The organism is Allobosea sp. 05T422_2 (genome assembly GCF_056396265.1).
Window position 1 is genome coordinate 1 of sequence record NZ_JBFTLD010000092.1, and the last position, 22068, is coordinate 22068.

The 22068-nt window shown below is 66.3% G+C and carries 23 protein-coding genes; 16 read left to right on the forward strand and 7 right to left on the reverse strand.

Translation table 11 applies throughout. The features are described 5' to 3' along the window. Positions 1–81: 81 nt before the first annotated feature. From AC1DJT_RS17195 to AC1DJT_RS17205, 3 genes are read right to left on the reverse strand one after another with little or no spacing between them, the layout of a single operon-like run. Positions 82–1155: a FecCD family ABC transporter permease gene (locus tag AC1DJT_RS17195; protein ID WP_476834514.1), complete on the reverse strand. Its 1074-nt coding sequence runs from the start codon at positions 1153–1155 to the stop codon at positions 82–84. Positions 1156–1166: 11 nt separating this feature from the next. Further along, entirely contained in the window at positions 1167–1499 is a 333-nt protein-coding gene (locus AC1DJT_RS17200) for a TroA family protein (RefSeq protein ID WP_441504701.1), read from the reverse strand. Beyond that, complete coding sequence (locus AC1DJT_RS17205; RefSeq protein WP_476834506.1) at positions 1499–2347, reverse strand: ABC transporter substrate-binding protein; 849 nt, start codon at positions 2345–2347, stop codon at positions 1499–1501. The genes AC1DJT_RS17200 and AC1DJT_RS17205 overlap by 1 nt, the downstream gene beginning before the upstream one ends. 115 nt (positions 2348–2462) lie before the next feature. Between AC1DJT_RS17205 and AC1DJT_RS17210 the strand changes: the two genes are divergently transcribed. The 4 genes from AC1DJT_RS17210 to AC1DJT_RS17225 all read left to right on the forward strand — a co-directional run bounded on the left by AC1DJT_RS17210 (position 2463) and on the right by AC1DJT_RS17225 (position 4868). After that, the gene (locus AC1DJT_RS17210) at positions 2463–2717 is read left to right on the forward strand and encodes a hypothetical protein (RefSeq protein ID WP_441504703.1); all 255 of its coding nucleotides are present in this window, start codon (positions 2463–2465) and stop codon (positions 2715–2717) included. Positions 2718–3068: 351 nt separating this feature from the next. Further along, positions 3069–3740, forward strand: coding sequence for a LuxR C-terminal-related transcriptional regulator (locus AC1DJT_RS17215; protein WP_441504704.1), 672 nt, complete (start codon positions 3069–3071; stop codon positions 3738–3740). Positions 3741–3837: 97 nt separating this feature from the next. Next, positions 3838–4443, forward strand: coding sequence for a hypothetical protein (locus tag AC1DJT_RS17220; RefSeq protein WP_441504705.1), 606 nt, complete (start codon positions 3838–3840; stop codon positions 4441–4443). 203 nt (positions 4444–4646) lie between these two features. Then, the gene (locus AC1DJT_RS17225; protein WP_069876938.1) at positions 4647–4868 is read left to right on the forward strand and encodes a hypothetical protein; all 222 of its coding nucleotides are present in this window, start codon (positions 4647–4649) and stop codon (positions 4866–4868) included. Between the two features lie 72 nt (positions 4869–4940). Here the strand turns inward: AC1DJT_RS17225 and AC1DJT_RS17230 are convergent, their stop codons facing one another. After that, complete coding sequence (locus tag AC1DJT_RS17230; protein ID WP_476834507.1) at positions 4941–5579, reverse strand: alpha/beta hydrolase family protein; 639 nt, start codon at positions 5577–5579, stop codon at positions 4941–4943. A 146-nt stretch (positions 5580–5725) separates the two neighbouring features. Next, positions 5726–6844 carry an FAD-dependent oxidoreductase gene (locus AC1DJT_RS17235; RefSeq protein ID WP_476834508.1) on the reverse strand — a complete coding sequence of 373 codons (1119 nt, stop codon included), beginning with the start codon at positions 6842–6844 and terminating at the stop codon, positions 5726–5728. Positions 6845–6898: 54 nt separating this feature from the next. Here AC1DJT_RS17235 and AC1DJT_RS17240 point away from each other — a divergent pair, with 54 nt between their 5' ends. Beyond that, a complete protein-coding gene (locus tag AC1DJT_RS17240; RefSeq protein ID WP_441504708.1) occupies positions 6899–7345 on the forward strand; it encodes a MarR family winged helix-turn-helix transcriptional regulator in 447 nt (148 codons plus the stop codon). Positions 7346–7367: 22 nt separating this feature from the next. Here AC1DJT_RS17240 and AC1DJT_RS17245 read toward each other — a convergent pair whose 3' ends face one another. Next, complete coding sequence (locus AC1DJT_RS17245; RefSeq protein ID WP_441504709.1) at positions 7368–7844, reverse strand: MarR family winged helix-turn-helix transcriptional regulator; 477 nt, start codon at positions 7842–7844, stop codon at positions 7368–7370. A gap of 143 nt (positions 7845–7987) precedes the next feature. Here AC1DJT_RS17245 and AC1DJT_RS17250 point away from each other — a divergent pair, with 143 nt between their 5' ends. From AC1DJT_RS17250 to AC1DJT_RS17290, 9 genes are all read left to right on the forward strand, one after another. Continuing rightward, on the forward strand, positions 7988–8758 hold the full coding sequence (locus AC1DJT_RS17250; protein WP_441504710.1) for an alpha/beta hydrolase: 771 nt from the start codon (positions 7988–7990) through the stop codon (positions 8756–8758). A 194-nt stretch (positions 8759–8952) separates the two neighbouring features. After that, entirely contained in the window at positions 8953–9660 is a 708-nt protein-coding gene (locus AC1DJT_RS17255) for a GntR family transcriptional regulator (protein WP_476834509.1), read from the forward strand. 123 nt (positions 9661–9783) lie between these two features. Continuing rightward, positions 9784–10746, forward strand: coding sequence for a dihydrodipicolinate synthase family protein (locus AC1DJT_RS17260; protein WP_441488636.1), 963 nt, complete (start codon positions 9784–9786; stop codon positions 10744–10746). A gap of 87 nt (positions 10747–10833) precedes the next feature. Next, positions 10834–12075 carry an NAD(P)/FAD-dependent oxidoreductase gene (locus AC1DJT_RS17265; RefSeq protein ID WP_476834510.1) on the forward strand — a complete coding sequence of 414 codons (1242 nt, stop codon included), beginning with the start codon at positions 10834–10836 and terminating at the stop codon, positions 12073–12075. 12 nt (positions 12076–12087) lie between these two features. Next, on the forward strand, positions 12088–13089 hold the full coding sequence (locus AC1DJT_RS17270; protein ID WP_441488638.1) for a 4-hydroxyproline epimerase: 1002 nt from the start codon (positions 12088–12090) through the stop codon (positions 13087–13089). Positions 13090–13338: 249 nt separating this feature from the next. Then, the gene (locus AC1DJT_RS17275) at positions 13339–14163 is read left to right on the forward strand and encodes an inositol monophosphatase family protein (protein WP_476770041.1); all 825 of its coding nucleotides are present in this window, start codon (positions 13339–13341) and stop codon (positions 14161–14163) included. A 57-nt stretch (positions 14164–14220) separates the two neighbouring features. Next, entirely contained in the window at positions 14221–15279 is a 1059-nt protein-coding gene (locus tag AC1DJT_RS17280; RefSeq protein WP_476770042.1) for an ABC transporter ATP-binding protein, read from the forward strand. Further along, on the forward strand, positions 15276–16916 hold the full coding sequence (locus AC1DJT_RS17285; RefSeq protein WP_476834511.1) for an ABC transporter permease: 1641 nt from the start codon (positions 15276–15278) through the stop codon (positions 16914–16916). Before AC1DJT_RS17280 ends, AC1DJT_RS17285 begins: the two co-directional genes overlap by 4 nt. A gap of 85 nt (positions 16917–17001) precedes the next feature. Then, complete coding sequence (locus AC1DJT_RS17290) at positions 17002–18009, forward strand: ABC transporter substrate-binding protein (protein WP_476834512.1); 1008 nt, start codon at positions 17002–17004, stop codon at positions 18007–18009. 93 nt (positions 18010–18102) lie between these two features. Here the strand turns inward: AC1DJT_RS17290 and AC1DJT_RS17295 are convergent, their stop codons facing one another. Beyond that, positions 18103–18735, reverse strand: a complete 633-nt coding sequence (locus AC1DJT_RS17295) for a LysE family translocator (RefSeq protein ID WP_476770045.1) — start codon at positions 18733–18735, stop codon at positions 18103–18105. A 434-nt stretch (positions 18736–19169) separates the two neighbouring features. Here AC1DJT_RS17295 and AC1DJT_RS17300 point away from each other — a divergent pair, with 434 nt between their 5' ends. Then, a complete protein-coding gene (locus AC1DJT_RS17300) occupies positions 19170–20279 on the forward strand; it encodes an efflux RND transporter periplasmic adaptor subunit (protein ID WP_441488644.1) in 1110 nt (369 codons plus the stop codon). A 16-nt stretch (positions 20280–20295) separates the two neighbouring features. Continuing rightward, on the forward strand, positions 20296–22068 hold a 1773-nt coding region (locus AC1DJT_RS17305), incomplete at its 3' end, for an efflux RND transporter permease subunit (protein WP_476834513.1).

Sequence of the window (22068 nt, forward strand, 5' to 3'; positions counted from 1 at the left end):
GCTCGAGCCCCAGAGCGCTGAGTCCGTCGAAGACGTCGCCKCGGCCACGATAGGCGAAACCGATCGACTCGATTGAAAGGCTCATTGCCAGCGCTCCCGGCGGATCGACATCACGAGGCTAAGGAAGAACGGCACGCCGACGAGGGCGGTGATGATGCCGATGGGATAGATGATCCCCGGGGTAATGCCCTTCGACAGCGTCGACGCGACGGACAGGATGAGGCCGCCGGCAATCGCCGCGACCGGCACGAAATAGCGCTGGTCCTCGCCGACCAGAAGCCGGGCGATATGCGGCCCCACCAGGCCGATGAAGCCGATCGTGCCGACGAAGGCGACGGCGGTCGAGGCCAGCAGCGAGATGCAGACCAGCATTTCGAGGCGCAGCCGCGCGACGCGCACGCCAAGGGCGGCGGCCCGCTCGTCGCCCATGGTGAGCGCGGTCAGCATCCAGCTGCGATGCAGGCAGAACGGCAGGATGACTCGAAGCAGGCCGGCGCAGATCCCGAGCTTCGTCCAGGTGGCGCGCGACAGGCTGCCCATCATCCAGAAGATGATCTGCTGCAGCTGGGTTTCGGACGAGTGGAACTGGATGAAGGCCAGAAGCGCATTGAAGGTGAAGAACAGCGCGATGCCGACGAGCACGAAGGTCTCGACGGTGACGCCGCGCAGCCGCGTGAACAGGAACAGGATCGCCGAGGTCGCGAGCGCGAACAGGAAGGCGTTCGCCGTCACCAGGAAGGCCCCCGCGAAAGGCACGAGCGAGACGCCGGTCGCGATGGCAAGCGCCGCACCGAAGCTCGCCGCCGACGAGATGCCGAGCGTGAACGGATCGGCGAGAGGATTGCCGAGGATGGTCTGCATCTGCGCCCCGGCAGTGCCCAGCATGGCACCGACGAGAATGGCCATCACCGCGACGGGCAGGCGCACATCCCAGACGATCACGTCGAGCTTCGGGCCCATCGATCCCGGTTCGAGGATGACGCGCGCCACATCCATCAAGGGGAAATTGCCGGGCCCCACCGAGACATCGACCACGAGCGCCAGCGTGAGCAGCGCAAGCGCCCCGACAGCGAGCAGGAGCTTGCCCAGCACCCGCCGCCGATAGCGCTCGCTGGCCGTATCGGCAGGCGGCTCGAAGGCCGGCATATCGGACAGGGCCATGGCGATCAGTTCATCTCGATCCAGAACTTGCCAGTCAGCTTGATCGGCAGGAAGCGGTCATGCAGTTCCTGGAAGGTCGCCCGGGCGTCGAGATCCTTGAACTCGTTGGGGTGCAGCCACTTGGCGAGCGCCTGGATGGCCACGAAGTGATACGGGCTCTGGTAGAACTGGTGATAGATCGCCATCACCTTCCTGTTCTTGACGGCCGTCAGCCCCGGAAATCCGGTCCGGGCGACGAGGCCCTTGAACTGCGCGGCGGCGCGTTCAGGCTGGGTCTCGTAGCCGAGCCAGACGGCGATATTGCCGGGGTTGCTGTTCGACCAGTTGGCGCCGGTCATCAGCAGGAATTGCGGATCATCGACGATGATCTTCTCCGGATTACCATGCCGCCGGCACCGGAAAAATACTTCGATCCCCAGTTCATGCCGCCGGCTTCGGAGACGAATTCGCCGAAGTTGAAATTGCCGAAGGACTGGCAGCAGGCAGACGGGTTGAGGCCGGCAGCCTGCTCGGCAAAGACCAGCGGCCGCTGATCCTGCTTCAGCCGCGTCGTGACGTTGTAGACCCGCCGCATCTGCTKCGAATAATAGTCGATGAAGCTATTGGCCGCGTCCATGCGGTCGAAGACCCGGCCGAGCAGAAGCATGCTCGGCACGGTGTTCTGCGTCGGGCGCTCGCGGAAATCGATGAAGATCGTCGGAATGCCGGCCTTGGCCAGGTTGTCGACGACACCGGACTGCATCGCCTTGTCCAGGAAGCCGAGCGACAGGATGACGAGGTCCGCATCAAGCGTGATCGCCTTCTCCACGCTGAAATCGCTCGAGGCGAGCGCCCTCACCAATGTCACCGACTTGGCGGCAGGGACATCCGCCAGGTAGCGGTTCCAGGTGTCGGGGTCGAATTTCGGCAGATCGTCGCCGATGGCGGCGAGCCGCGCGAAGGGCTTGTCCTTGCCCATCAGCACGACCGTCGCGGAGAATAGCCGGCCCTCGCCGAGGATGGCCCGTTGCACGCCCTTCTTGACCTTGACGGTGCGGCCGGCAAGGTCGGTCACCTCGATCATGGTGTCGGCAGCCTGCGCGCTGCGGATGCCCGGTGCGGCAAGCAGGGCCAGGGCGGCCATGAGCGCCACGCGCCGGGTCAGCCAAGCAAACCAGCCCGGCACGGATTGTGAATGCCTGTCCATCATGATCCTCGCTCTATCGATTGCCGTTTGCGCATGGGGATGGCGCAGCGGTCCTGGCCCAGCCGCCAGTGTTCAACCGGCGGCCTCCCCTCGCCCGACCGCCCATGATCGGCTCATGCTCCAGGAAGACGGTTCTGGTGCGGATCGGCTCAAGCAATCGCTGGTTATCGCGCGCGCCGAGATGCGCAGACCGGCTGAACAAGAAGATCTCATGATTCCGCAATACATGGGCTTGGCCGACGGGCGGCTCCAGTCACGCCGGATATTATTCCTGATCGATCGCGTGCTCAGAAGATCCACCGCATCTGTCCTCGTGCAGAATAGCGACCAGTTACAGACTGCGCGGCGATTTGTCACGATACTTCAATAACTTAGAAATACTCAAATCTATAACTAGAATATTTTTAAACTAAACGCTTGGCGAGATGGGCCGGCGCCCGACCTGACGGGGATGGGCGGACCTGACGATTGCGCTGAACGAGATTGCCATTGCTGGTCTCAGCCGGCCCGGGTGACCGCCGCAGCGGCGGCAGAATGCCCTCCCGCCTGCCGCCAGCCACAACCTCAGGCGCAGAAAACGGAACTCTTCTACCTAAGGTTTAGCAAGACAGGTTTGTCGACCCGATTGAATCGAGATTGTTCTCATTTTGAGAGGATTTACAAAGAGCGTTGACTACGCAACCATCCGGTCAGGCTTGGGGGTAGAGTGCAGAGGTCAGCCATGCCGGACCTTTCGGTTGCGATCGTCGATGATCACCCCATGCTGATGGAGGGGATCGCCGTGCTGCTGAAACGCTGGGGCGGTTTCATGCTCGCCGCGACGGGGACTGTCGCAGATCACATCGTGCCGATCGCCAGAACGCATCGCCCGGATGAGATGATCGTCGATCTCAGCATGGCGGGGGATGTCTTCCAGGCGATTGCGGACGCGTTGAAGATCGCTCCTGAGACGAAGATCGTGGTGTTCACCGCCTCGGCMAGCACGGAAGACGCGATCAGGGCGCTGGATGCCGGGGCCAAGGGCTATGTCCTGAAAGGCAGTCCCGGAGAAGACCTCTTCCAGGCTCTTCAGGCGGCACAGCGAGGCGATGTCTATGTCACGCCCTCCTTCGCGACCAAGCTGATCTGTGCGTTGAAAGAAAAGACCCTCGAAAGACAGAAGGCGGTCAGCAACAGGCTCAGCGTCCGGGAGCAGCAGATCGTCAATCTGCTGCTGCTCGGCAAGATGAACAACGAAATCGCCCGCGAGCTGTCGCTCAGCGCCAAGACCGTCAAGGGTTACATGACCAATCTGATGGCCAAGCTGAACGCGCGCAACCGCCTCGAGGTGGTGCTCGCCGCGCAAAGGCTGACTGCGGGAGCGAACACCCCTGCCGTGATCAGGCGCCCGTGAACGAGGACCGGCCCTGCCGGGCCCGTTGAGAGGGCCGCAGTCGCTAGGCTCCAGACGCTAGCCGGGCTCAAGGCAGCCAGAGCCGGGGAGGCTCGGCATGACGGTCGCGGACACTCTTACGCCCGGCATTCCGGTCCAACTGGCTTCCAGGGCGATCCTGCAGCACCGGGTCATCGGCAGGGCGACACGCTGCGGCATCGCGGCGGCTTGCCTGTGCTGCCTCCTTGTCATCCTCGTCTGCAATCCTGCCCGCGCTGCCGAATCCGACTTTCTCGAGCGTTTTCGCGGCGACTGGTCCGGCTCCGGCAAGGTCCAGCGCGACGGCGGCAGCCAGCCGCGGCACGTGACCTGTTCGATCATGGGGCGGCCCACCGAAAATCGGATCAGCGCGCAAGGCAGCTGCCGCGCCTATCTGATCTTCGTGCGCCCGGTCGCGATCGATGTCACTTATGATCCGCGCTCCGGCACCTATCACGGCACCTATACCGGCGCCCGGATCGGCCCCGCCCGGCTCAGCGGCACGCGCAGCGGCGACACCCTGAACCTTCGCATCGAGTGGCCGCGCCCGGTCAATGGCGACACGCAGGCCGCGATGGTCATCCAGAATGACGGCCGCGGCATCCTGCGGATGACCGTCGCGGATAACCTCACGCCCGGCGGCCCGATCCTGCAGACCTCCGAGATCATCCTGGTGCGTCAATAGGCGGGACCTGATCGGAACCGCMCTCGCCCACTCCGGAGAGATGATGCCCTGGCGGGGACCTGCGTCCTGGCTGAAGCACGCCCTCGAATTCGCGTGCCGTTGGACGATTCGCGCCCAATGGTAATCTCGGGGTTGCGATTGGCGTGAACCGGCCTCACTCTAAGGCATGAGCAGTATCGTCTCACGAACCGGCATGGCCATGCATGCGTGAAGAGCGACCCGACCGCCGGCGGAACCGCGCGCCAGGCTACCCGAACCGGCGCTCCGTGATGCTGAGCTCGGAGGCGGACTATATTCGCGCCTGCGCCAGGGCGCGTGATCTCCACGCCGCCGCCCACCATCCGATGGCCGAGCTGGAGCTTGAGAACCTGGCTCTCGCGATCCTGACCTGGGAACTCAAAAGCAGCGGGCCGGACGGAACCTGAGGCCGGCCAGACCGACGAAGCGGCGCCGGGCCCGGGGTCGCGCCGCTTCCCCTGCCCGCGCCGGCCGTGCCCCTATGCCGTGAGGCTATCCGCCCAGGCGGCGACCTTGTTCGACAGCGTCCTCAGATGGTCGTCGATGGAATAGCCCGAGACCGCCTTGCGCGGCTTCAGGTCGTGATCGCCATCGTCGAGCCAGAGKATCTCGATGGCGCTGGAGAGCGTGTAAGCCGACACCTCCTCGCGCGTTCCGAACAGGTCCCTCGTCCCCTGGGCGATCAGCGTCGGCGTCTTCATGGTCTCGAGATGCGCCGTGCGCAGCTGCTCGGGCTTGCCGATCGGGTGGAAGGGATAGCCAAGGCAGAGCAGGCCGGCGATCCGGCCGGATGCGTGCCACTCGTCGGCCAGCATGCTGGCGACACGTCCACCCATCGATTTGCCGCCGATGATGAGCGGTCCCTTGCAATCAAGCGCGCCGATGGCGGCGGCATATTCCGAGATCAGGGTTTCGGCGCGCGKCGGTGGCTTTCGACCAGCTGATGTCCGCCGACCTGCCATGTAACCGAACTCGAACCGGGCCACGCGAAGACCGGCCGCAGCCAGAGCGCCGGCGTTGGCCGTCATCGAAGCGGAATCCATCGGAGCCCCCGCGCCATGCGCCAGGAGGATCGTTGTCCTCGCCTCAGCCGGGCCATCCATCAGAAATGCCACCATCGCCGCCTTCGCCTTGCCGGAGCTGTCGGCTTCTCGCCGCCGGCCAATCTTCGGGTCGGCCGAGATTAAGCGGAAGCCGCCGCAATCAACAGCGTCGCCAGATCGCGCTCGTCAAGTCCGGGCCGATGAATGCCTCCAGGAGCATGTCAGGCTTCGACCCGCTGGCGATAATGATCCAGAACGGCCGCGACGCCCTCGGCCGACACCGCACCAGCCAGTCCTTCGGCCGCGCCTTCCGCGGCAGGTCTCGCCCGTCGCATCATCGCGGCTTCGTAAGCGGCAACCGCGCCCCATCCATCTCCGCTTGTCAGCGCGTCTGCCAGGTCGACGGCATCGGCGAGCGCCAGATTCACGCCCTCGCCGCCGAAGGGCGACATCAGATGGGCTGCGTCCCCAAGCAAGGTCAGCCCCACCCTGCTTTGCCAGGAATGATCGATCGGCAGCGCATAGAGCGGGCGGACGGCGATAAGCTCGCCACTGTCGATGAGATGGACGAGGGACGGCGCCCAACCTGCGAAACGATCGCGCAGCATTGCCCGGATGCGATCGTCGCCGAGCGACATCCAATCGCGCGCCWCCGCCTCGGGAAGACGCAGACCCGCGTAGCCGCGGATATGGCGGTGTCCATTGCGTTGCGCGATCAGCACCCGATTGTCGCCGACGGCGAACATCTTGCCGCTCCCGACCAACCCATCGACGTCGGGATGGCGTTCGGCAGCGAAGCCGAACTCGACCAGCGTTACCCCCTCGTAGAGCGGCCGGGCATCGGAGAGCAGGGCGCGGACACGCGACCATGCCCCATCCGCACCGATGACGATATCGAAGCGTTCCGAGATTCCGTCGACGACGACATCAAACCCGCCCGCCTCGATCGGTGTCACGGCATCGACCTTGCTCGCCCAACGCAGCGTCATGGGCGCAAGCGAGCCGAGCAGGATCTGGCGCAAGGCGGTCCGGTCGACCTCCGGTCGATTGTCTCCGGCACCGTCGCGGTCGAACAACAGCGTGCCGTTCTGGTCATAGAGCCGGTCGCCCTGATCCTCGGGCCGCGCCACGGCGCGAAACTCGGCTTCGAGCCCAGCCCGGGCGATAGCCTGCTGGCCGGTCTCGGCGTGGAGATCGAGCGAGCCACCCTGTGGCCGGTCACCGGCATGGCGATCCCGCTCGAAGACTGTCGGCTGAAGCCCGCGCAACAGAAGGAGCCGGGCGAGCATCAACCCGCCGGGGCCGCCGCCGATGATCGCGATTTTCGGTCTGGTTGTCATGACAGGATCCTCAATATACATAGGAGCCTATATAACAACATAGGAGCCTATGCAATGACATCCGAGGACTGGGACCCGATGGCCTATCCCGGCCATTATTTCAGCCGGATCGCGCGCGGCCTGGCCCGGATCGGTGATCTACGCCTCGGAAAGATTGGTTTCGCCACCGCTCAGCTTCCGGTGCTGGCCGCCCTGAAAGACGGGGACGGTCGATCGCAAACCGAGCTCGCGCGCTGGGCAAGGGTCGAACAGCCGACAATGGCGCAGCTTCTCGCGCGCATGGAGCGTGACGGCATCATCCGGCGGGAGCCCGATCCGGCCGATCGCCGCAGCAGCCTGATCTCGCTGACGCAGGAGGCACGCGACCGCCTGCCGGCGGGACGGGCGATCCTTCAGCAGAGCAATGAAGAGATGACGCGTGGTCTCTCGGCTGAAGACCTGCAGACGCTGATCGCATTACTCCGTCGCGTGCTCGGGAATCTCGAGGCGATGGAGCGATAGCGCCGGGCGGTCGATCACATGGTCATTCCACGCCCTCCGCTCCGGCCGCCTGGTGGGCGCCGGTTGCGTCGCGCATGCCCTGGCGCAGGGCCTGGACGCGGCTGTTGAGCTCGATCATCTCGGGCACGGCGAAGCCGGAATGGCGCAAGAGCGCATCGGTCAGGCACCCTGTCTTGGGATGCAGGCTCCTGCCCTTCTCCGTGAGATGGACCTCGACCAGACGCTCGTCGATGGTGCTGCGCCGACGGGCGAGAAAGCCCGCCGCCTCGAGCCGCTTGACCGCGGGCGTGATCGTGCTCGGCTCGAGCGCGAGGCGCTCGCCGATCGCCCCGATCGTCAGGCCGTCCCGCTCCCAGAGCGCGCTCAGCACGAGATATTGCGTATAGGTCACGCCGAGCGCGTCCAGCATCGGCTTGTAGACGCGCTGGATCGCCAGCGAGGCGGAATAGATCGAGAAACAGAGCTGGCCGTCGAGCGGCAGCGTCGGGGCATCGGTCATCGGCATCCTCCAGGGGCCTCGCGGGCCCAGATCTCGAAAAACAATATCGCGATAAAGAAATCGCTTTACAAGGCCGCGGGGCCTCTGTATCGAGTTACATATCGCGATAATGATTATCGCAGAAACAGGAAGGAGCCACCGTCATGACCAAGTCCCTGATCGCTGCCGCCGCCCTCTCCGCTACCGTTGCCCTCTCCGCCGTCGTCGCCGGCACCGCCGCCGAGGCCGCCCCTGCCGTCAGGAACGTCGTCCTCGTCCATGGCGGCTTCGTCGACGGCTCGGGCTGGCAGGGCGTCTACAATATCCTCCGGAAAAAGGGCTACAGCGTCACCATCGTCCAGAACCCGACGACCTCGCTGGCCGACGATGTCGCCTTCACCAAGCGGGCGATCGCCCAGCAGGATGGCCCGGTCATCCTGGTCGGCCATTCCTATGGCGGCGTCGTCGTCAGCGAGGCCGGCACCGATCCGAAGGTCAAGGCGGTCGTCTACATCGCCGCCTTCGCGCCGGATCAGGGCGAGTCGGTCTCCTCGCTGATCGCCAACCCGCCTCCCGGCGCATCAGTCCCGCCGATCCTGCCGCCCGTCGACGGCTTCCTCGCCCTCGACAAGGCTAGGTTCGCCGCCGCCTTCGCCGCCGATGTCGATGCCGACACCGCCGCCCTGATGGCGGATTCGCAGGTGCCCTGGGGCGTCGCGGCGCTGGCCGGCGCGGTCACCAATCCGGCCTGGAAGATGAAGCCGAGCTTCTATCTCGTCGCCAGCGACGACCACATGATCCCGCCCCCGGCCCAGCACCAGATGGCCAAGCGCGCCGGATCAACCGTCGTCGAGACCAAGGGCAGCCATGCCGTCTATGTCTCGAAGCCGGCCGTCGTCGCCGAGATCATCGAGAAAGCCGCCAACGCGAAGTGACCGGACCAGGACGGTCGAGCCGATCCATCACCGTCGCCATCGATCTTCAGGGCGGGCCCAGAGCGGGCCCGCCCTTCCCGCTTTGGCTGTGCGTCAGGCGAGTTTCGTTTCGTTGCGTGCGCAAGGCGCCCCTCGAAGCGATTGATCCGCCTTGGCGCCGCCAGTATCCTTCTTGTCGACAAGAGGATCTGCCGATGAAGACGACGAAACAATCTGCCGCCGCTCCCGAGCGCAAGCGCGGCTCGGGCGTGAAGGTCGTCTATGATCTGCTGCGGGACGAGATCCTCGACCTCGTGCTGCYGCCGGGCAGCCCGATCGACGAAGTCCAGCTCGCCGAGCGATTCAAGATGTCGCGCACGCCCATTCGCGAGGCGCTGGTGCGGCTGGCGGGCGAAGGGCTGATCGACACGCTGCCCAACCGCTCGACGATGGTGTCGAACCTCGATTTCCTCAACATGTCGCCGTTCTTCGACGCCCTCGTGCTGATGTACCGGGTGACGACGCAGCTCGCGGCACAGCATCATCGCCCGCAGGATCTGGTCACCATCCGCGCCCGGCAGAAGGAATTCGCCGCCGCCGTGCAGGCGCAGGACGCGCTGGCGATGATCGCGACGAACGCGGCGTTTCATTCCGCCATCGCCGAGGCCGGCCGCAACCCGTATTTCAACAGCCTGTTCAGCCGCCTGCTCGATGAAGGGCGGCGCTTCCTCAGGCTCTACTATCAGTCCTACGAGGACCGGCTGCCTCAGCGTTTCGTCGAGGAGCATGAAGCGATGATCGCCGCGATCATCGCCCGGGACGTCGTCGCGGCCGAGCGCCTCGGCAAGGCGCATGCCGATCAGATCGTCCAGCAAATCCAGAAGCTTATGGTCGGCGACGAGCGCCTGGAGATTGCCCTTTAGGACGCTCGCCTAATTCTTGTCGACAAATAATATGCAAACAGATATATCAGAACGCAGAGACGAGCGTCGTCGCCCTTGCGGCGCTGCGAACTCCACCATTCGGCAAGCCAGAAGGAGATCGACATGAAGGCCAAGATTTTCTCCGGTGTGATCCCCGCGCTGATGACCCCGTGCAAGGCGGATCGAACCCCCGACTTCGATGCCCTGGTGCGCAAGGGCAAGGAGCTGATCGCTGAAGGCATGTCTGCGGTGGTCTATTGCGGCTCGATGGGAGATTGGCCGCTGCTGACCGATGCCCAGCGCATGGAAGGCGTCGAGCGCCTGGTGAAGGCCGGCATTCCGGTGATCGTCGGCACCGGCGCGGTCAACACCGCTTTAGCGGTGGCTCACGCGGCCCATGCGCAGAAGGTCGGCGCCCAGGGCTTGATGGTGATCCCGCGCGTCTTGTCCCGCGGCACCGTCCTCCTCGCCCAGAAGGCGCATTTCAAGGCGATCCTCTCGGCCGCGCCGGATCTGCCGGCGGTGATCTATAATAGCCCCTATTACGGCTTTGCGACGCGGGCCGACCTGTTCTTCGCCCTGCGGGCCGAGCACAAGAACCTCGTCGGCTTCAAGGAATTCGGCGGTCCGGCCGACATGCGCTATGCCGCCGAGACCATCACCAGCGGCGACGATGACGTCTCGCTGATGATCGGCGTCGATACCGCCGTCGTCCATGGCTATGTGAATTGCGGCGCGACGGGCGCGATCACCGGCATCGGCAATGTGCTGCCGAAGGAAGTGATCCATCTCTGCAAGCTCTCCCAGGCGGCGGCGGCCGGCGATGCCGAGGCGCGCCAGCGCGCGCTGGAGCTCGAGCAGGCTCTCGGCGTGCTCTCCTCCTTCGACGAGGGTCCCGATCTCGTGCTCTATTTCAAGCACATGATGGTGCTGAAGGGGGCCAAGGAATACACCCTGCACTTCAACGAGACGGATGCCTTGACCGCGAGCCAGCGCGGCTATGCCGAGGCGCAGCTCGCGCTCTTCGACAGCTGGTATGCKGCCTGGAACACGCTTCCCGGCGCCGTCCAGAAATATGCCGCCTGAGGGCGGGTTTAAGGTCGGGCGTGGCGGCGGAGCTTTCCGCCGCCACGCCGCGTCCGCTCGCCGATTGAGTCCCGCAGGTCTGAGCTGATGGCCGATCCCGATGTCATCGTCATAGGCGCCGGCGTCGTCGGCCTCTCCGTCGCGATCGCGGCGCAGGGGCGCGGCCTGTCGGTCATCGTGCTTGATCGCGAAGGACCGGCGGCCGGCGCGTCAGCCGGCAATGCCGGCGCCTTCGCCTTCACCGATATCCTGCCGCTCGCATCGCCCGGCATTCTCAAGAAGGCGCCGCGCTGGCTTGCCGACCCTTTGGGGCCGCTCTCGGTGCCGCCGCGCTATGCGCTGCAGATCGCCMCCTGGATGTATCGCTTCTGGCGAGCCTGCTCGCCCCGGAACGTGGAGCAGTCCACGGCGGCGCAGACGGCCCTGATGGACCTGTCGAAAGCCGAGCTCGAGCCGCTGCTGCAGGCCACCGGCACCAGCTTCATGCTGCGCAAGGAGGGCAACCTCCAGGTCTATGAGAGCGAAGCCGAGCTGAAGGCCTCGCTTCCCGGCTGGCAGGCGCGGGAAAGGCACGGCGTCGCATTTCGCCATCTCGATGCCGCTGACATGGCCGAGATCCAGCCCGGCCTTGCGCCGCGCTTCACGCATGGCACCTTCACGCCCGGCTGGTACTCGATTGCCGATCCCAAACTCTACACCCTGGCCCTCGCGGAGGCGTTCCGCAGCAAGGGCGGCGCGATCGAGCGTCTCGACGTCTCGGGCCTCACGCCACTCGGGGATACTGTCGCGATCCATTCGCGCGACGGCGGCACACGCCGCGCGCCGCAGGTCGTCATCGCAGCGGGCGCCTTCTCCCATCTGATCGCCCGCAGCCTCGCAGAGCACATCCCGCTCGAAACCGAGCGCGGCTACAACACCACCCTCCCCGCTGATGCCTTCGACCTGCGCACGCAAATCACTTTTGGCGGCCACGGCTTCGTTGCGACCCGGCTCTCGACCGGCATCCGCGTCGGTGGCGCCGTCGAGCTTGGCGGCCTGAAGCTGCCGCCGAATTTCGCCCGTTCGGACGCGATGCTGAAGAAGGCGCGCCTCTTCCTGCCCGGCCTGAAGCCCGAGGGCGGCGTGCAGTGGATGGGCTTTCGTCCCTCGCTGCCCGACAGCCTGCCGGCGATCGGGCGGGCGCGGGCCACGCCACGCGTGATCCACGCCTTCGGCCATGGCCATCTCGGCCTGACCCAGTCGGCAGGCACAGCCCGGATCGTCGCCGATCTCTTGACCGGGCGCGAGCCCGCGATCGACCTTGCCCCCTTTTCCCCGCAGCGCTTCTGAAGGGCCCGGACCATGGCCAGCTACACCTTCTCCTGCATCGACGGACATACCTGCGGCAATCCGGTCCGCCTCGTCTCGGGCGGCGGCCCGCGGCTGGAAGGGGCCGACATGCTGGAGAAGCGCGCGCATTTCCTGCGCGAGTTCGACTGGATCCGCACCGGCCTGATGTTCGAGCCGCGCGGGCACGACATGATGTCGGGCTCGATCCTCTATCCGCCGACCCGGCCCGATTGCGACGTCGCCGTGCTCTTCATCGAGACCTCCGGCTGCCTGCCGATGTGCGGCCACGGCACCATCGGCACGATCACCATGGGCATCGAGAACGGCCTGATCACCCCGCGCGAGCCGGGCAAGCTCTCGATCGACGCGCCCGCCGGCAAGGTCGACATCACCTATCGCCAGGAGGGCCGCTTCGTCGAGGAGGTGCGCCTGACCAATGTGCCGGGCTTCCTCGCCGCCGAAGGCCTGACGGCCGAGGTCGAAGGGCTCGGCGAGATCGTCGTCGATGTCGCCTATGGCGGCAATTTCTATGCGATCGTCGAGCCGCAGAAGAATTTTCGGGATATGGCCGACCATACCGCCGGCGAGCTCGTCGGCTGGTCGCCAAAACTGCGCGCCGCGCTCAATGCCAAATACGAGTTCGTCCATCCCGAGCATCCGCAGATCAGTGGCCTGAGCCATATCCAGTGGACGGGCAAGCCGACGAAGCCCGAAGCGCACGCGCGCAATGCCGTGTTCTACGGCGAGAAGGCGATCGACCGCTCGCCCTGCGGCACCGGCACCTCGGCGCGCATGGCGCAGCTCGCGGCCAAGGGCCGGCTCAAGGTCGGCGACGAGTTCGTGCATGAATCGATCATCGGCTCGCTGTTCAACGGCCGCGTCGAGGCGGCGACCACCGTCGCGGGCAAGCCGGCGATCGTCCCCTCCATCGCCGGCTGGGCCAGGATGACCGGCATCAACACGATCTTCATCGACGATCGCGACCCATTCGCCCACGGCTTCGTCGTCACATAGGCGACAGAACAGACGCGAGCGCGGCATCGGGTGAACGCCGCGCTGGCCGTGCGCTTGCTTCCCGGCTAACAAGTTTTCGCGGAGCGACGGCCCGCTGCGTCACGCTGGAGCGGCCGTTCCTGAGGGCGGCAGGCGCGGCCCTGCGGTTTTTCCGGGCATCGCTCCTCGTTCCATGCCCCGCACGGCGCCCGATTCCATAGTCGGCGAAGCAAAATACTTATTGTATTTTTCTTGTATCATGACATTCTGATGACATATCGAAGCGGTGGTGAGGCGGGGATGCGCTCCAAGGAAGAGGAAGACAGCTGGCTCGCCTTCGCCTGGCAATTGGCGCAGGAGAGCGGCAGCATCCTGCGGGAGGCTGCAACCGTCCGGCCCGATGTCGAGGTCAAGCCCGACCGCAGCTTCGTCACCGCGCTCGATGCGCGCATCGAACGGCGCCTGCGCGAGCGCATCGCCGACCGCTTTCCGAGCCATGGCATCATCGGCGAGGAGGAAGCCTCCGCGAATTCCGACGCCGATCTGGTCTGGGTGCTCGACCCGATCGACGGCACCGCCGCCTTCATTGCCGGCCTGCCGGTCTATGGCACGCTGATCGCGCTGATGCGCGAGGGCGAGCCGATCATCGGCATCATCGACCATCCCGTCACCGGCGACCGCTGGATCGGCGTCAAGGGCCGGCCGACCCTGCATAATGGCAGCCCCTGCCGCACCCGCGCCTGCGGCGCGCTGGATGAGGCCATTCTCTCCGCCAGCAATCCCGATTTCTTCGACGACGAGGAGCGCCCGGCGCTCGACGCCATGCGCGCGGCGACCGCCTGGCGCATCTGGGGCGGCGCCTGCATGAGCTTTGGCCTGCTGGCGAGCGGGCGGACCGATGCCGCCTTCGACACCAGGATGAAGCTCTGGGACTTCGCGCCCTTCCGCCCGATCATCGAGGGCGCCGGCGGCGTCGTCACCGACTGGGAAGGCCAGCCGCTCACCCAGAGCACGGGCAAGCGCATCATGGCGGCGGGCGATCCCGCGCGCCACCGCGAGATGCTGCGGCTCGTCGAGACCAGCATGAAACACTGAGCCAACCCGCTCCGAGACGGCGCCGATCCGCCGGAGTTCCAGCACCGAGGGGGAAACATGGGTATCGCGATCGAGAATCTGGCCGTCGCCTATGGCGGCCAGCGCATCATCGACGGGCTCGAACTGACGATCGAGCCAGGCTCGTTCTTCACCCTGCTCGGCCCCAGCGGCTGCGGCAAGACCACCCTGCTGCGCACCATTGCCGGTTTCGTCCCGGCCGAGCGCGGGCATCTGCGCTTCGGCGGCACCGAGGTGACGCATCTGCCGCCGCATAAGCGCGATATCGGCATGGTCTTCCAGGACTACGCACTGTTTCCCGACAAGACCGTCTTCGACAATGTCGCCTATGGCCTGCGTGCTCGCCGGCAGGCGGAAGGCGTGATCAAGTCCAAGGTCCAGGCCTCACTGGAGCGCGTCGGCCTCGGCCATCTCGGACAGCGCCATCCGGCCGCGCTGTCGGGCGGCCAGCGCCAGCGCGTCGCGCTGGCGCGTGCCCTCGTCATCCAGCCGCAGGTGCTGCTGATGGACGAGCCGCTCTCCAATCTCGATGCCAAGCTGCGCCTGCAGGTGCGCGAGACCATCGTCGAGCTGCAGCGCGAGGCGAAGATCACCACCGTCTTCGTCACCCATGACCGCGAAGAGGCGCTGGCCATGTCCGACCGCATCGGCGTGATGAACCAGGGCCGGCTCGAGCAGGTCGGCACCGCGGCCCAGATCTATCGCGAGCCCCGCACCAGCTATGTCGCGGACTTCGTCGGCGGCGCCAATCTGGTCGAGGTCGATACGCTGGCGCGCCAGGCCGGCGAGACCGGCCCGGTCGTGCTCGACGGCACGGCGATCGCGGCCCGTGCGCCAGCGGCGCTCGCGGCCGGCCGCGCGACGCTGGTGGCGCGGCCAGAAGACATCCTGCTCGCCGAGCCCGGCAGCGCCGGCACGCTGCCCGGGCGCATCGCGCATCGGCAATATCTCGGCGGCAAGACCAGCTACAAGGTCGTGCTCGACAGCGGGCGGATTCTGGCGGTCGATCTCCAGAGCGGCGCCCATGACCGTTTCGAGCCCGGCGCCAAGGTCGGCCTCGGCTTCGATCCCGCCCGGACGCTGGTGCTCGCATCATGAGCCGGCAGTTCCGCTCGGTCTGGTTCTGGTTCTCGGCGCTGGCGCTCGGGATCCTGGCCGTCTTCCTGCTCTATCCCCTGCTCAGGGTGCTGACCGGCAGCCTGGGCAGCGGCAGCCATAGCGGCTGGGCGCTGCTCGCGGCCGATCCGAAATATTTCGCCGCCATCCTCAACACGATCGTGCTCGGCGTCGCCGTCACCCTGACCACGACGCTGATCKGCGTGCCGCTCGCCTATTTCACGGCGCGCTTCGAATTCCCGGGCAAATCGATCGTCGCGGTCCTGCCGCTGATCACGCTGGTCATCCCCGAGGTCATCGCGGCCCAGACCTGGCTGATGATGCTCGGCAATAACGGCTTCATCACCCGCTATCTCGGCGCGCGCGGCATCGACATCCCGAGCTTCTACGGCTGGCCCGGCCTGATCACGGTGATGACCTTCACCTATTACACCTACATCTATATCGGCACGCTCGCCGCCATCCGCGGCTTCGACGTCCAGCTCGAGGAAGCCGCCCAGAGCCTCGGCACCTCGCCGGCGCGCTCGCGGCTGCGCGTGATGCTGCCCGTGGTCCTGCCCTCGGTTCTGGCGAGTTCGCTCCTCGTCTTCACCCTCGTCGTCGGCAATTTCGCGACCGCGACCATTCTGGGCAGCCGCGTGCCGCTGCTCTCGGTGCTGACCTACCAGGCGGCGGTCGCCGAGGGCGGCTCCGACCCGGTGATGCAGTCGACGCTGGCGACGGTCTCGATCGCGCTCGTGATGATCGTGCTCTTCGTGCAGCGCTGGGTCGTCTCGCGCGGCCGCCACGAGGTCACGCAAGGCCGCGGCGCCAGGGCCGAGCGGCTGCGCGGCCTGCCAGGCCTGTTCATCGGCCTGCTCGCCGGGCTGCTCGTCGTCGTCTCGCTGCTGCCGCTCGGCTCGATCGTGATCGGCGCCTTCACCGTCTCGCGCGGCCCGGTGATGCGCTGGGGCGAATGGACGACGGCCCATGTCGAGCGGCTGGTGCGGATCGCGCCCGATCCGGTGCTGAACACGCTGGCCTATTCGGCGGTTGCAACGGTGATCGGCATCACCTTCAGCGCGCTCGTCAGCTATCTCATCGTCAAGAAGCGCAATATCCTGACGCCGGCGCTGGACTATCTGACGGCGCTGCCGCTGGCGCTGTCGGGCACGATCATCGGCCTTGGCCTGGTGATGTCCTTCAACACCGGCTTCCTGCCGCTKACCGGGACGGCCAGCATCATCGTGCTCGCCTATGTCGTGCGCCGCCTGCCCTTCGGCATCCGCAACTCCTCCTCGACGCTCTACAATATCCCGAACTCGATCGAGGAGGCCTCGGTCAGCCTCGGCGTGCCGCCGGTCGCGACCTTCTTCAAGGTCGTGCTGCCGCTGATGCTGCCGGCGGTCGCCGCGGCCGCGGTGCTGACCTGGACGACCACCGTCGCCGAGCTCTCGGCCTCGATCATCGTCTATTCCGGCGGGCGCGAGACGATGCCGATCCAGATCTACAAGCTGATCGATTCCAACCTGATGGCCTCGGCCTCGGCCTATGGCCTCGTGCTGGTCGCGGTGATCCTGATCCCGATCATCGTCGCGACCCGCGTCTTCAAGATCGACCTGTTCTCGTCAAAGGCCTGAACGGATCCAGAAAACGACCAAGCCGGGCCGGCTCCGCCTCGCCGTCCGGACACAGCAAGGGGAAGGCGGGGAGAAAGGAACGACCATGACAAACCTGATCGACCGCCGCGCCGTCCTTGCCGGGCTCGCCGGCCTTGCGGCCGCACCGGCGCTACCGGCTCTCGCCCAGGGTGCTGCGGGCACCGTCGTGCTCTACACCTCGAACAATGCGCAGGCCGTGGACGCCGTGCTCGGCGTCGCCAAGGACAAGCAGGCAAAACTCAAGATCAGCACGATCACCGGCGGCTCAGGCCAGCTCCTGCGCCGGATCGAGGCTGAAGCCGCCAAGCCCCAGGCCGATCTGTTCTGGAGCTCGAGCGCCAATACGCTCGGCGCCTTCAAGCCGCTCTTCGAGCCCTATGCCTCGCCGGAAGCGGCCGCGATCCCGGCAGCCCTGCGCCAGCCGGAGAACCTCTGGACGGCCTCGAACGTCCATCTCGTCGTGGCCATGGTCAACAAGAACCAGCTCGGCGGCAAGCCGGCGCCAAAAACCTGGAAGGAGCTGCTCGACCCGGCCTTCAAGGGCAAGATCATCATCGCCGACCCCGCCAACAGCTCGACCRCCTATACGATCCTGTGGGGCGTCGAGAAGCTGCTCGGCCCCGATGGGCTGAAGGCGCTCGCCGCGAACCTGACGGTCTCCAGCGCCGCCTCGACCGTGCTGCGCAGCGTCGGCCAGGGCGAATACCCGATCGGCCTGACCTTCGAGTCGAACGCCTATGCCTATGTCGCCGGCGGTCAGCGCGAGATCTCGCTGGTCTACCCCAGCGAGGGCACGTTCAGCACGCCGGAATTCCAGGTGCTGATCAAGGGTGCGCCGGGCGGCGCCACGGCAAAGGCCGCCTATGACCTGATGCTCTCGAAGGAGGCCCAGATCGCCCTTCTGGAGAACGCCTTCCGCCGGCCGAGCCGCAGCGATATCGACGTCTCCAAACATGTCGAGCTGCCGGCCATGGACAGCGTCAAGGTCTTCGGCATCGACGAGGACGAGGCGGCCGCCAAGCGCGACGAATTCCTGAAGCGCTGGCAGTCCTTCGCCAGCGCCGCGAAGTAAGGGCGAAAGCTCCCCTCTCTTGAAAACGCCCGGCCACGGTTTCCGCGGCCGGGCGTTTTTTTTGCCTCGGGTTGTGTCACGCGCGCGGCGCGCTCAGTTCCTGGCCCCGAGCGCAAGGCGGCAGGCCAGCCCCGCGAACACGCCGGCGAGCAGATACTGGGGCAACCTGGGGAAGCGGAGCCGGCCGGCAACAAGGCTACGAAGCCGGGTGCCGAGCAGGATCACCGCGCCATTCACGAGGAAGCCGATGCCGTTGATGATCGTGGCCAGCACCAGCATCTGCGCCACCATCGAGCCGCCTTCAGGCGTCACGAATTGCGGAAACAGCGCCAGGACGAAGAGCGCCATTTTTGGATTGAGCAGGTTGGTCGCAAGGCCCTCCCCGAGGATCCGCCGCCCTGACAGCCGCTGCAGCGTCGCTGTCGGAGAAAACCCTGCTCCGTCCGCGCGCAAGGTCTTCCAGGCGAGATAGAGCAGATAGGCGCAGCCGGCCCAGCGCAGGATCTCATAGGCGATCGGCACGGTCAGGAAGAGCTGGGACAGCCCGAGCGCGGCAGCAAGCGCATGGCAATAGGTGCCGAGCGCGATGCCGGCATAGGTCAAAAACCCGGCGCTGCGCCCCTGGCTGATGCTGCGCGAGGCAATCAGCAGCATGTCGGGGCCGGGCGTGGCGGTGAGCACCACGGAAGCGGCGGCAAAGAGCATGAGGGTGGAGAGATCCGGCATTGCGATTTCCTTCGAAAGGAGCCGGAATTCCGCTCTACCAGGATTCGCTGGTCGGGCAAGGCGCCCTCCCCGGTGCGACCGGCGGCGCCAGCGGCAGATCGAACGCGCGCGGCGATTTCGGGCTCACCGTCAGCGCTCTCACGACCACGCTCGAGCTGACGCGCGGTGCGCGCTACGGCCCCTTTCAGCGAACACGGACACTTCACGGAGACCGCCCCCCGAACGCGGCGAGCGCCGGGGCGGCCCAGGCGGAAGGTCCCGCAGCGACGATAATCAAATGACAAAATACGTGTGACGAATATTGACATTCGTCACACGTTAGCCGATCATGCTTGCGCTACCGGTGTTTCCTGAAGGTGCGATCCGCGCGTCAAACCCGCGATCCAGACCTTCCGCAGCACCCCTGTCCGGCCTCACAACAGTTCGAGGGCGCCATGCGCGGATCACCACTGCTTTCCAACGTCTTTCGCGCCACATCCATTGTGGGGCTCGCCGCGGTGCTCGCCGGTTGCGGGCCTTCGGACGGCGCAGAGCGCGCCGAAACGCACGACCAGGCCCGCCCCGTCCTGGCTCCGGCCGTCGCCTTCGAGCCAAGGACCGGCGAGCGCAGCCTCGTCGGTGTCATTCGTGCCCGCGTCGAAAGCGATCTTGGCTTCCGCGTGCAGGGGAAGGTCGCCAAGCGGCTCGTGAATGTCGGGGACGTGGTCCGGGACGGCGACGTGCTCGCMACGCTCGACGAGGCCGATTTCGGGCTCCAGGTCGCACAGGCCGAGGCGGAGCGCGCGGCAGCGGCCGCAAGCCGGGCGCAGGCCGAGGCCGATTTCGATCGCGCCAGGTCGCTGATCAAGCAGGGGTGGACGACAGCCGCCACGCTCGACGCAAGGCGCGCCGCTTCGGAGGAGGCGCGGAGCCGCCTCGCCCGCGCTGAACGTGCGCTGGACCTCGCCAGGAACGCCTCGTCCTACGCCGTCCTGCGCGCCGACGCGAACGGTGTCATCACGGCGACCGCGGTCGAGCCCGGCCAGGTCGTCCAGCCGGGATACGCGGCGATCCGGCTTGCCCGCACAGCAGAAAAGGAGGCCGTCGTGGCGATCCCGGAGGCCTCGGTCGAACGCGCGCGACAGGCGAAGGCCGTCGTCACGCTCTGGTCGAACGCCGGGGTCCGCTATGGCGCGACCTTGCGTGAACTGTCGCCTGCCGCCGACGCCGCGACGCGGACCTATCTCGCGCGCTTCCCTGTCGCGGCAGCAGGCCCGGAAGTGCAACTCGGCATGACGGCGACCGTAACCCTGACCGATTCCGATCCCGAGCGCATCGTTCGCCTGCCGCTGACAGCGCTCGTCAACCAGGGCGCGGGGCCGTCGGTGTGGACCGTGCGCCCGGACGGAAAGCTCGCAGCCAAGCCGGTCACTGTCGCCGTCTACGAAGCGAAGGACGTGATCGTCTCTGCCGGGCTCGCGGAGGGCGACCGCGTGGTCCTGCTTGGCGCGCAGAAGCTTGACGCCGGCCTGACCGTTCGCGCCGTCGATCAATTCTCATTCTGAGAAGGCCCAGGACGCCATGAAAGAATTCAACCTTTCGCGCTGGGCTGTCGAGCACCGCGCCCTCGTCCTCTTCCTGATCATCGTGATCGCGATAGCGGGGACGTTGTCTTTCATGCGGCTCGGGCGTTCGGAGGATCCGAACTTCACGATCAAGGACGCCGTGCTGACGGCGGTGTGGCCAGGCGCCACTGCGCGCGAGATGCAGGACCAGGTCGCCGACCCCATCGAGAAGAAGCTGCAGGAGCTGGCCTATTTCGACAAGGTGCAGACCTATGTGAAGCCGTCCTTTGCGGCCATGCAGATCTCGTTCAAGGACAGCACTCCGCCGGCCGAGGTCGCGGGCCTGTTCTATCAGCTCCGCAAGAAGATGGACGATGTCCGGCCCTCCCTGCCGGCGGGCGTGATCGGCCCGAACGTCAATGACGAGTACGGCGATGTCGACTCGATCCTCACGATGCTGACGGGCGACGGCGCAGACTACGCTCAGCTCAAGAAGGTCGCCGACGCGTTGCGGCAACGGCTGCTCCGGGTTCCCGGCGTCGCGAAGGTGAACATCTACGGCGTCCAGCCGGAGCGCATCTATGTCGAGTTCAGCCATGCCAAGTTGGCGACGCTCGGCGTGGCGCCGCAGGCGCTCTTCGACTCGCTGGCCCGCCAGAACGACGTGACGCCCRCCGGGACCGTCGAGAYGAACGCGCAACGCATTCCGCTTCGCGTCACCGGAGCGCTCGACGGCGTCAAGGCGGTGGCCGAAACGCCGGTCGATGCCGGAGGACGCACCTTCCGGCTCGGCGATATCGCAACCGTGACGCGCGGCTTCGTCGACCCACCGAGCTTTCTTGTCCGCCAACGCGGCGAACCCGCGCTCGGCGTGGGCGTCGTGATGGCGCGCGGCGCYAATATCCTGAATTTCGGCAAGGAGGTGGCCGCCGCGACGCGTGCGTTCCAGTCGGACGTGCCGCAGGGGGTCAAGTTCGAGCAGATTGCCGACCAGCCCGAGATCGTCGCGGAGTCGATCTTCGAGTTCGAGCGCTCCTTCGTCGAAGCGCTCGCCATCGTGCTCGGTGTCTCGTTCCTGTCGCTCGGCTGGCGCACGGGGATCGTGGTCGCACTTTCGGTGCCGCTGGTGCTCGCAGCCACCTTCGTCGTGATGTACATGCTCGGCATGGACCTGCACCGGATCACGCTCGGTGCGCTGATCATCGCGCTCGGGCTGCTGGTCGACGATGCCATCATCGCGGTCGAGATGATGGTGGTGAAGATGGAGCAGGGCTACGACCGCATCCAGGCCGCAGCCTTTGCCTGGCGATCGACCGCCTTCCCGATGCTGACCGGCACCGCCGTCACGGTCGCGGGCTTCCTGCCCGTCGGCTTCGCGAAATCGGGTGCGGGCGAGTATGCCGGCGGCATCTTCTGGGTCGTCGGGATCGCGCTCGCCCTGTCCTGGATCGTGGCGGTGGTCTTCACGCCCTATCTCGGGGTCCTGCTGCTGCCGTCGTCGCTGTCCAAGGGCGGCGCACACGGAGACCCCGGCGCGATCTACGATACCCGCCTGTACCGCGCCCTGCGCCGGGCGATCCAGATCTGCGTGCGTTGGCGGCTGACGACTGTCGTCGTCACGGTCGGCATCTTCGCCGCTGCTGTCGTCGGGTTCGGCTTCGTCCAGCAGCAATTCTTCCCGTTATCGGAGCGCAAGGAGCTCTTTCTCCAGCTCCGTCTTCCCGAGGGCTCGTCGATCGGAGCCACGTCCGGCGTCGTCGCCGAAGCCGAAAGGCTGATCGGTCAGACC

What these genes read in the sequence shown, in the direction of transcription:
- AC1DJT_RS17280 (WP_476770042.1), top strand. Translation starts at nt 14,221, where the DNA reads ATGGGTATCGCGATCGAGAATCTGGCCGTCGCCTATGGCGGCCAGCGC.
- AC1DJT_RS17240 (WP_441504708.1), top strand. Translation starts at nt 6,899, where the DNA reads ATGACATCCGAGGACTGGGACCCGATGGCCTATCCCGGCCATTATTTC.
- AC1DJT_RS17225 (WP_069876938.1), top strand. Translation starts at nt 4,647, where the DNA reads ATGCGTGAAGAGCGACCCGACCGCCGGCGGAACCGCGCGCCAGGCTAC.
- AC1DJT_RS17250 (WP_441504710.1), top strand. Translation starts at nt 7,988, where the DNA reads ATGACCAAGTCCCTGATCGCTGCCGCCGCCCTCTCCGCTACCGTTGCC.
- AC1DJT_RS17295 (WP_476770045.1), bottom strand. Translation starts at nt 18,735, where the DNA reads ATGCCGGATCTCTCCACCCTCATGCTCTTTGCCGCCGCTTCCGTGGTG.
- AC1DJT_RS17275 (WP_476770041.1), top strand. Translation starts at nt 13,339, where the DNA reads ATGACATATCGAAGCGGTGGTGAGGCGGGGATGCGCTCCAAGGAAGAG.
- AC1DJT_RS17270 (WP_441488638.1), top strand. Translation starts at nt 12,088, where the DNA reads ATGGCCAGCTACACCTTCTCCTGCATCGACGGACATACCTGCGGCAAT.
- AC1DJT_RS17220 (WP_441504705.1), top strand. Translation starts at nt 3,838, where the DNA reads ATGACGGTCGCGGACACTCTTACGCCCGGCATTCCGGTCCAACTGGCT.
- AC1DJT_RS17210 (WP_441504703.1), top strand. Translation starts at nt 2,463, where the DNA reads ATGCTCCAGGAAGACGGTTCTGGTGCGGATCGGCTCAAGCAATCGCTG.
- AC1DJT_RS17245 (WP_441504709.1), bottom strand. Translation starts at nt 7,844, where the DNA reads ATGACCGATGCCCCGACGCTGCCGCTCGACGGCCAGCTCTGTTTCTCG.
- AC1DJT_RS17200 (WP_441504701.1), bottom strand. Translation starts at nt 1,499, where the DNA reads ATGACCGGCGCCAACTGGTCGAACAGCAACCCCGGCAATATCGCCGTC.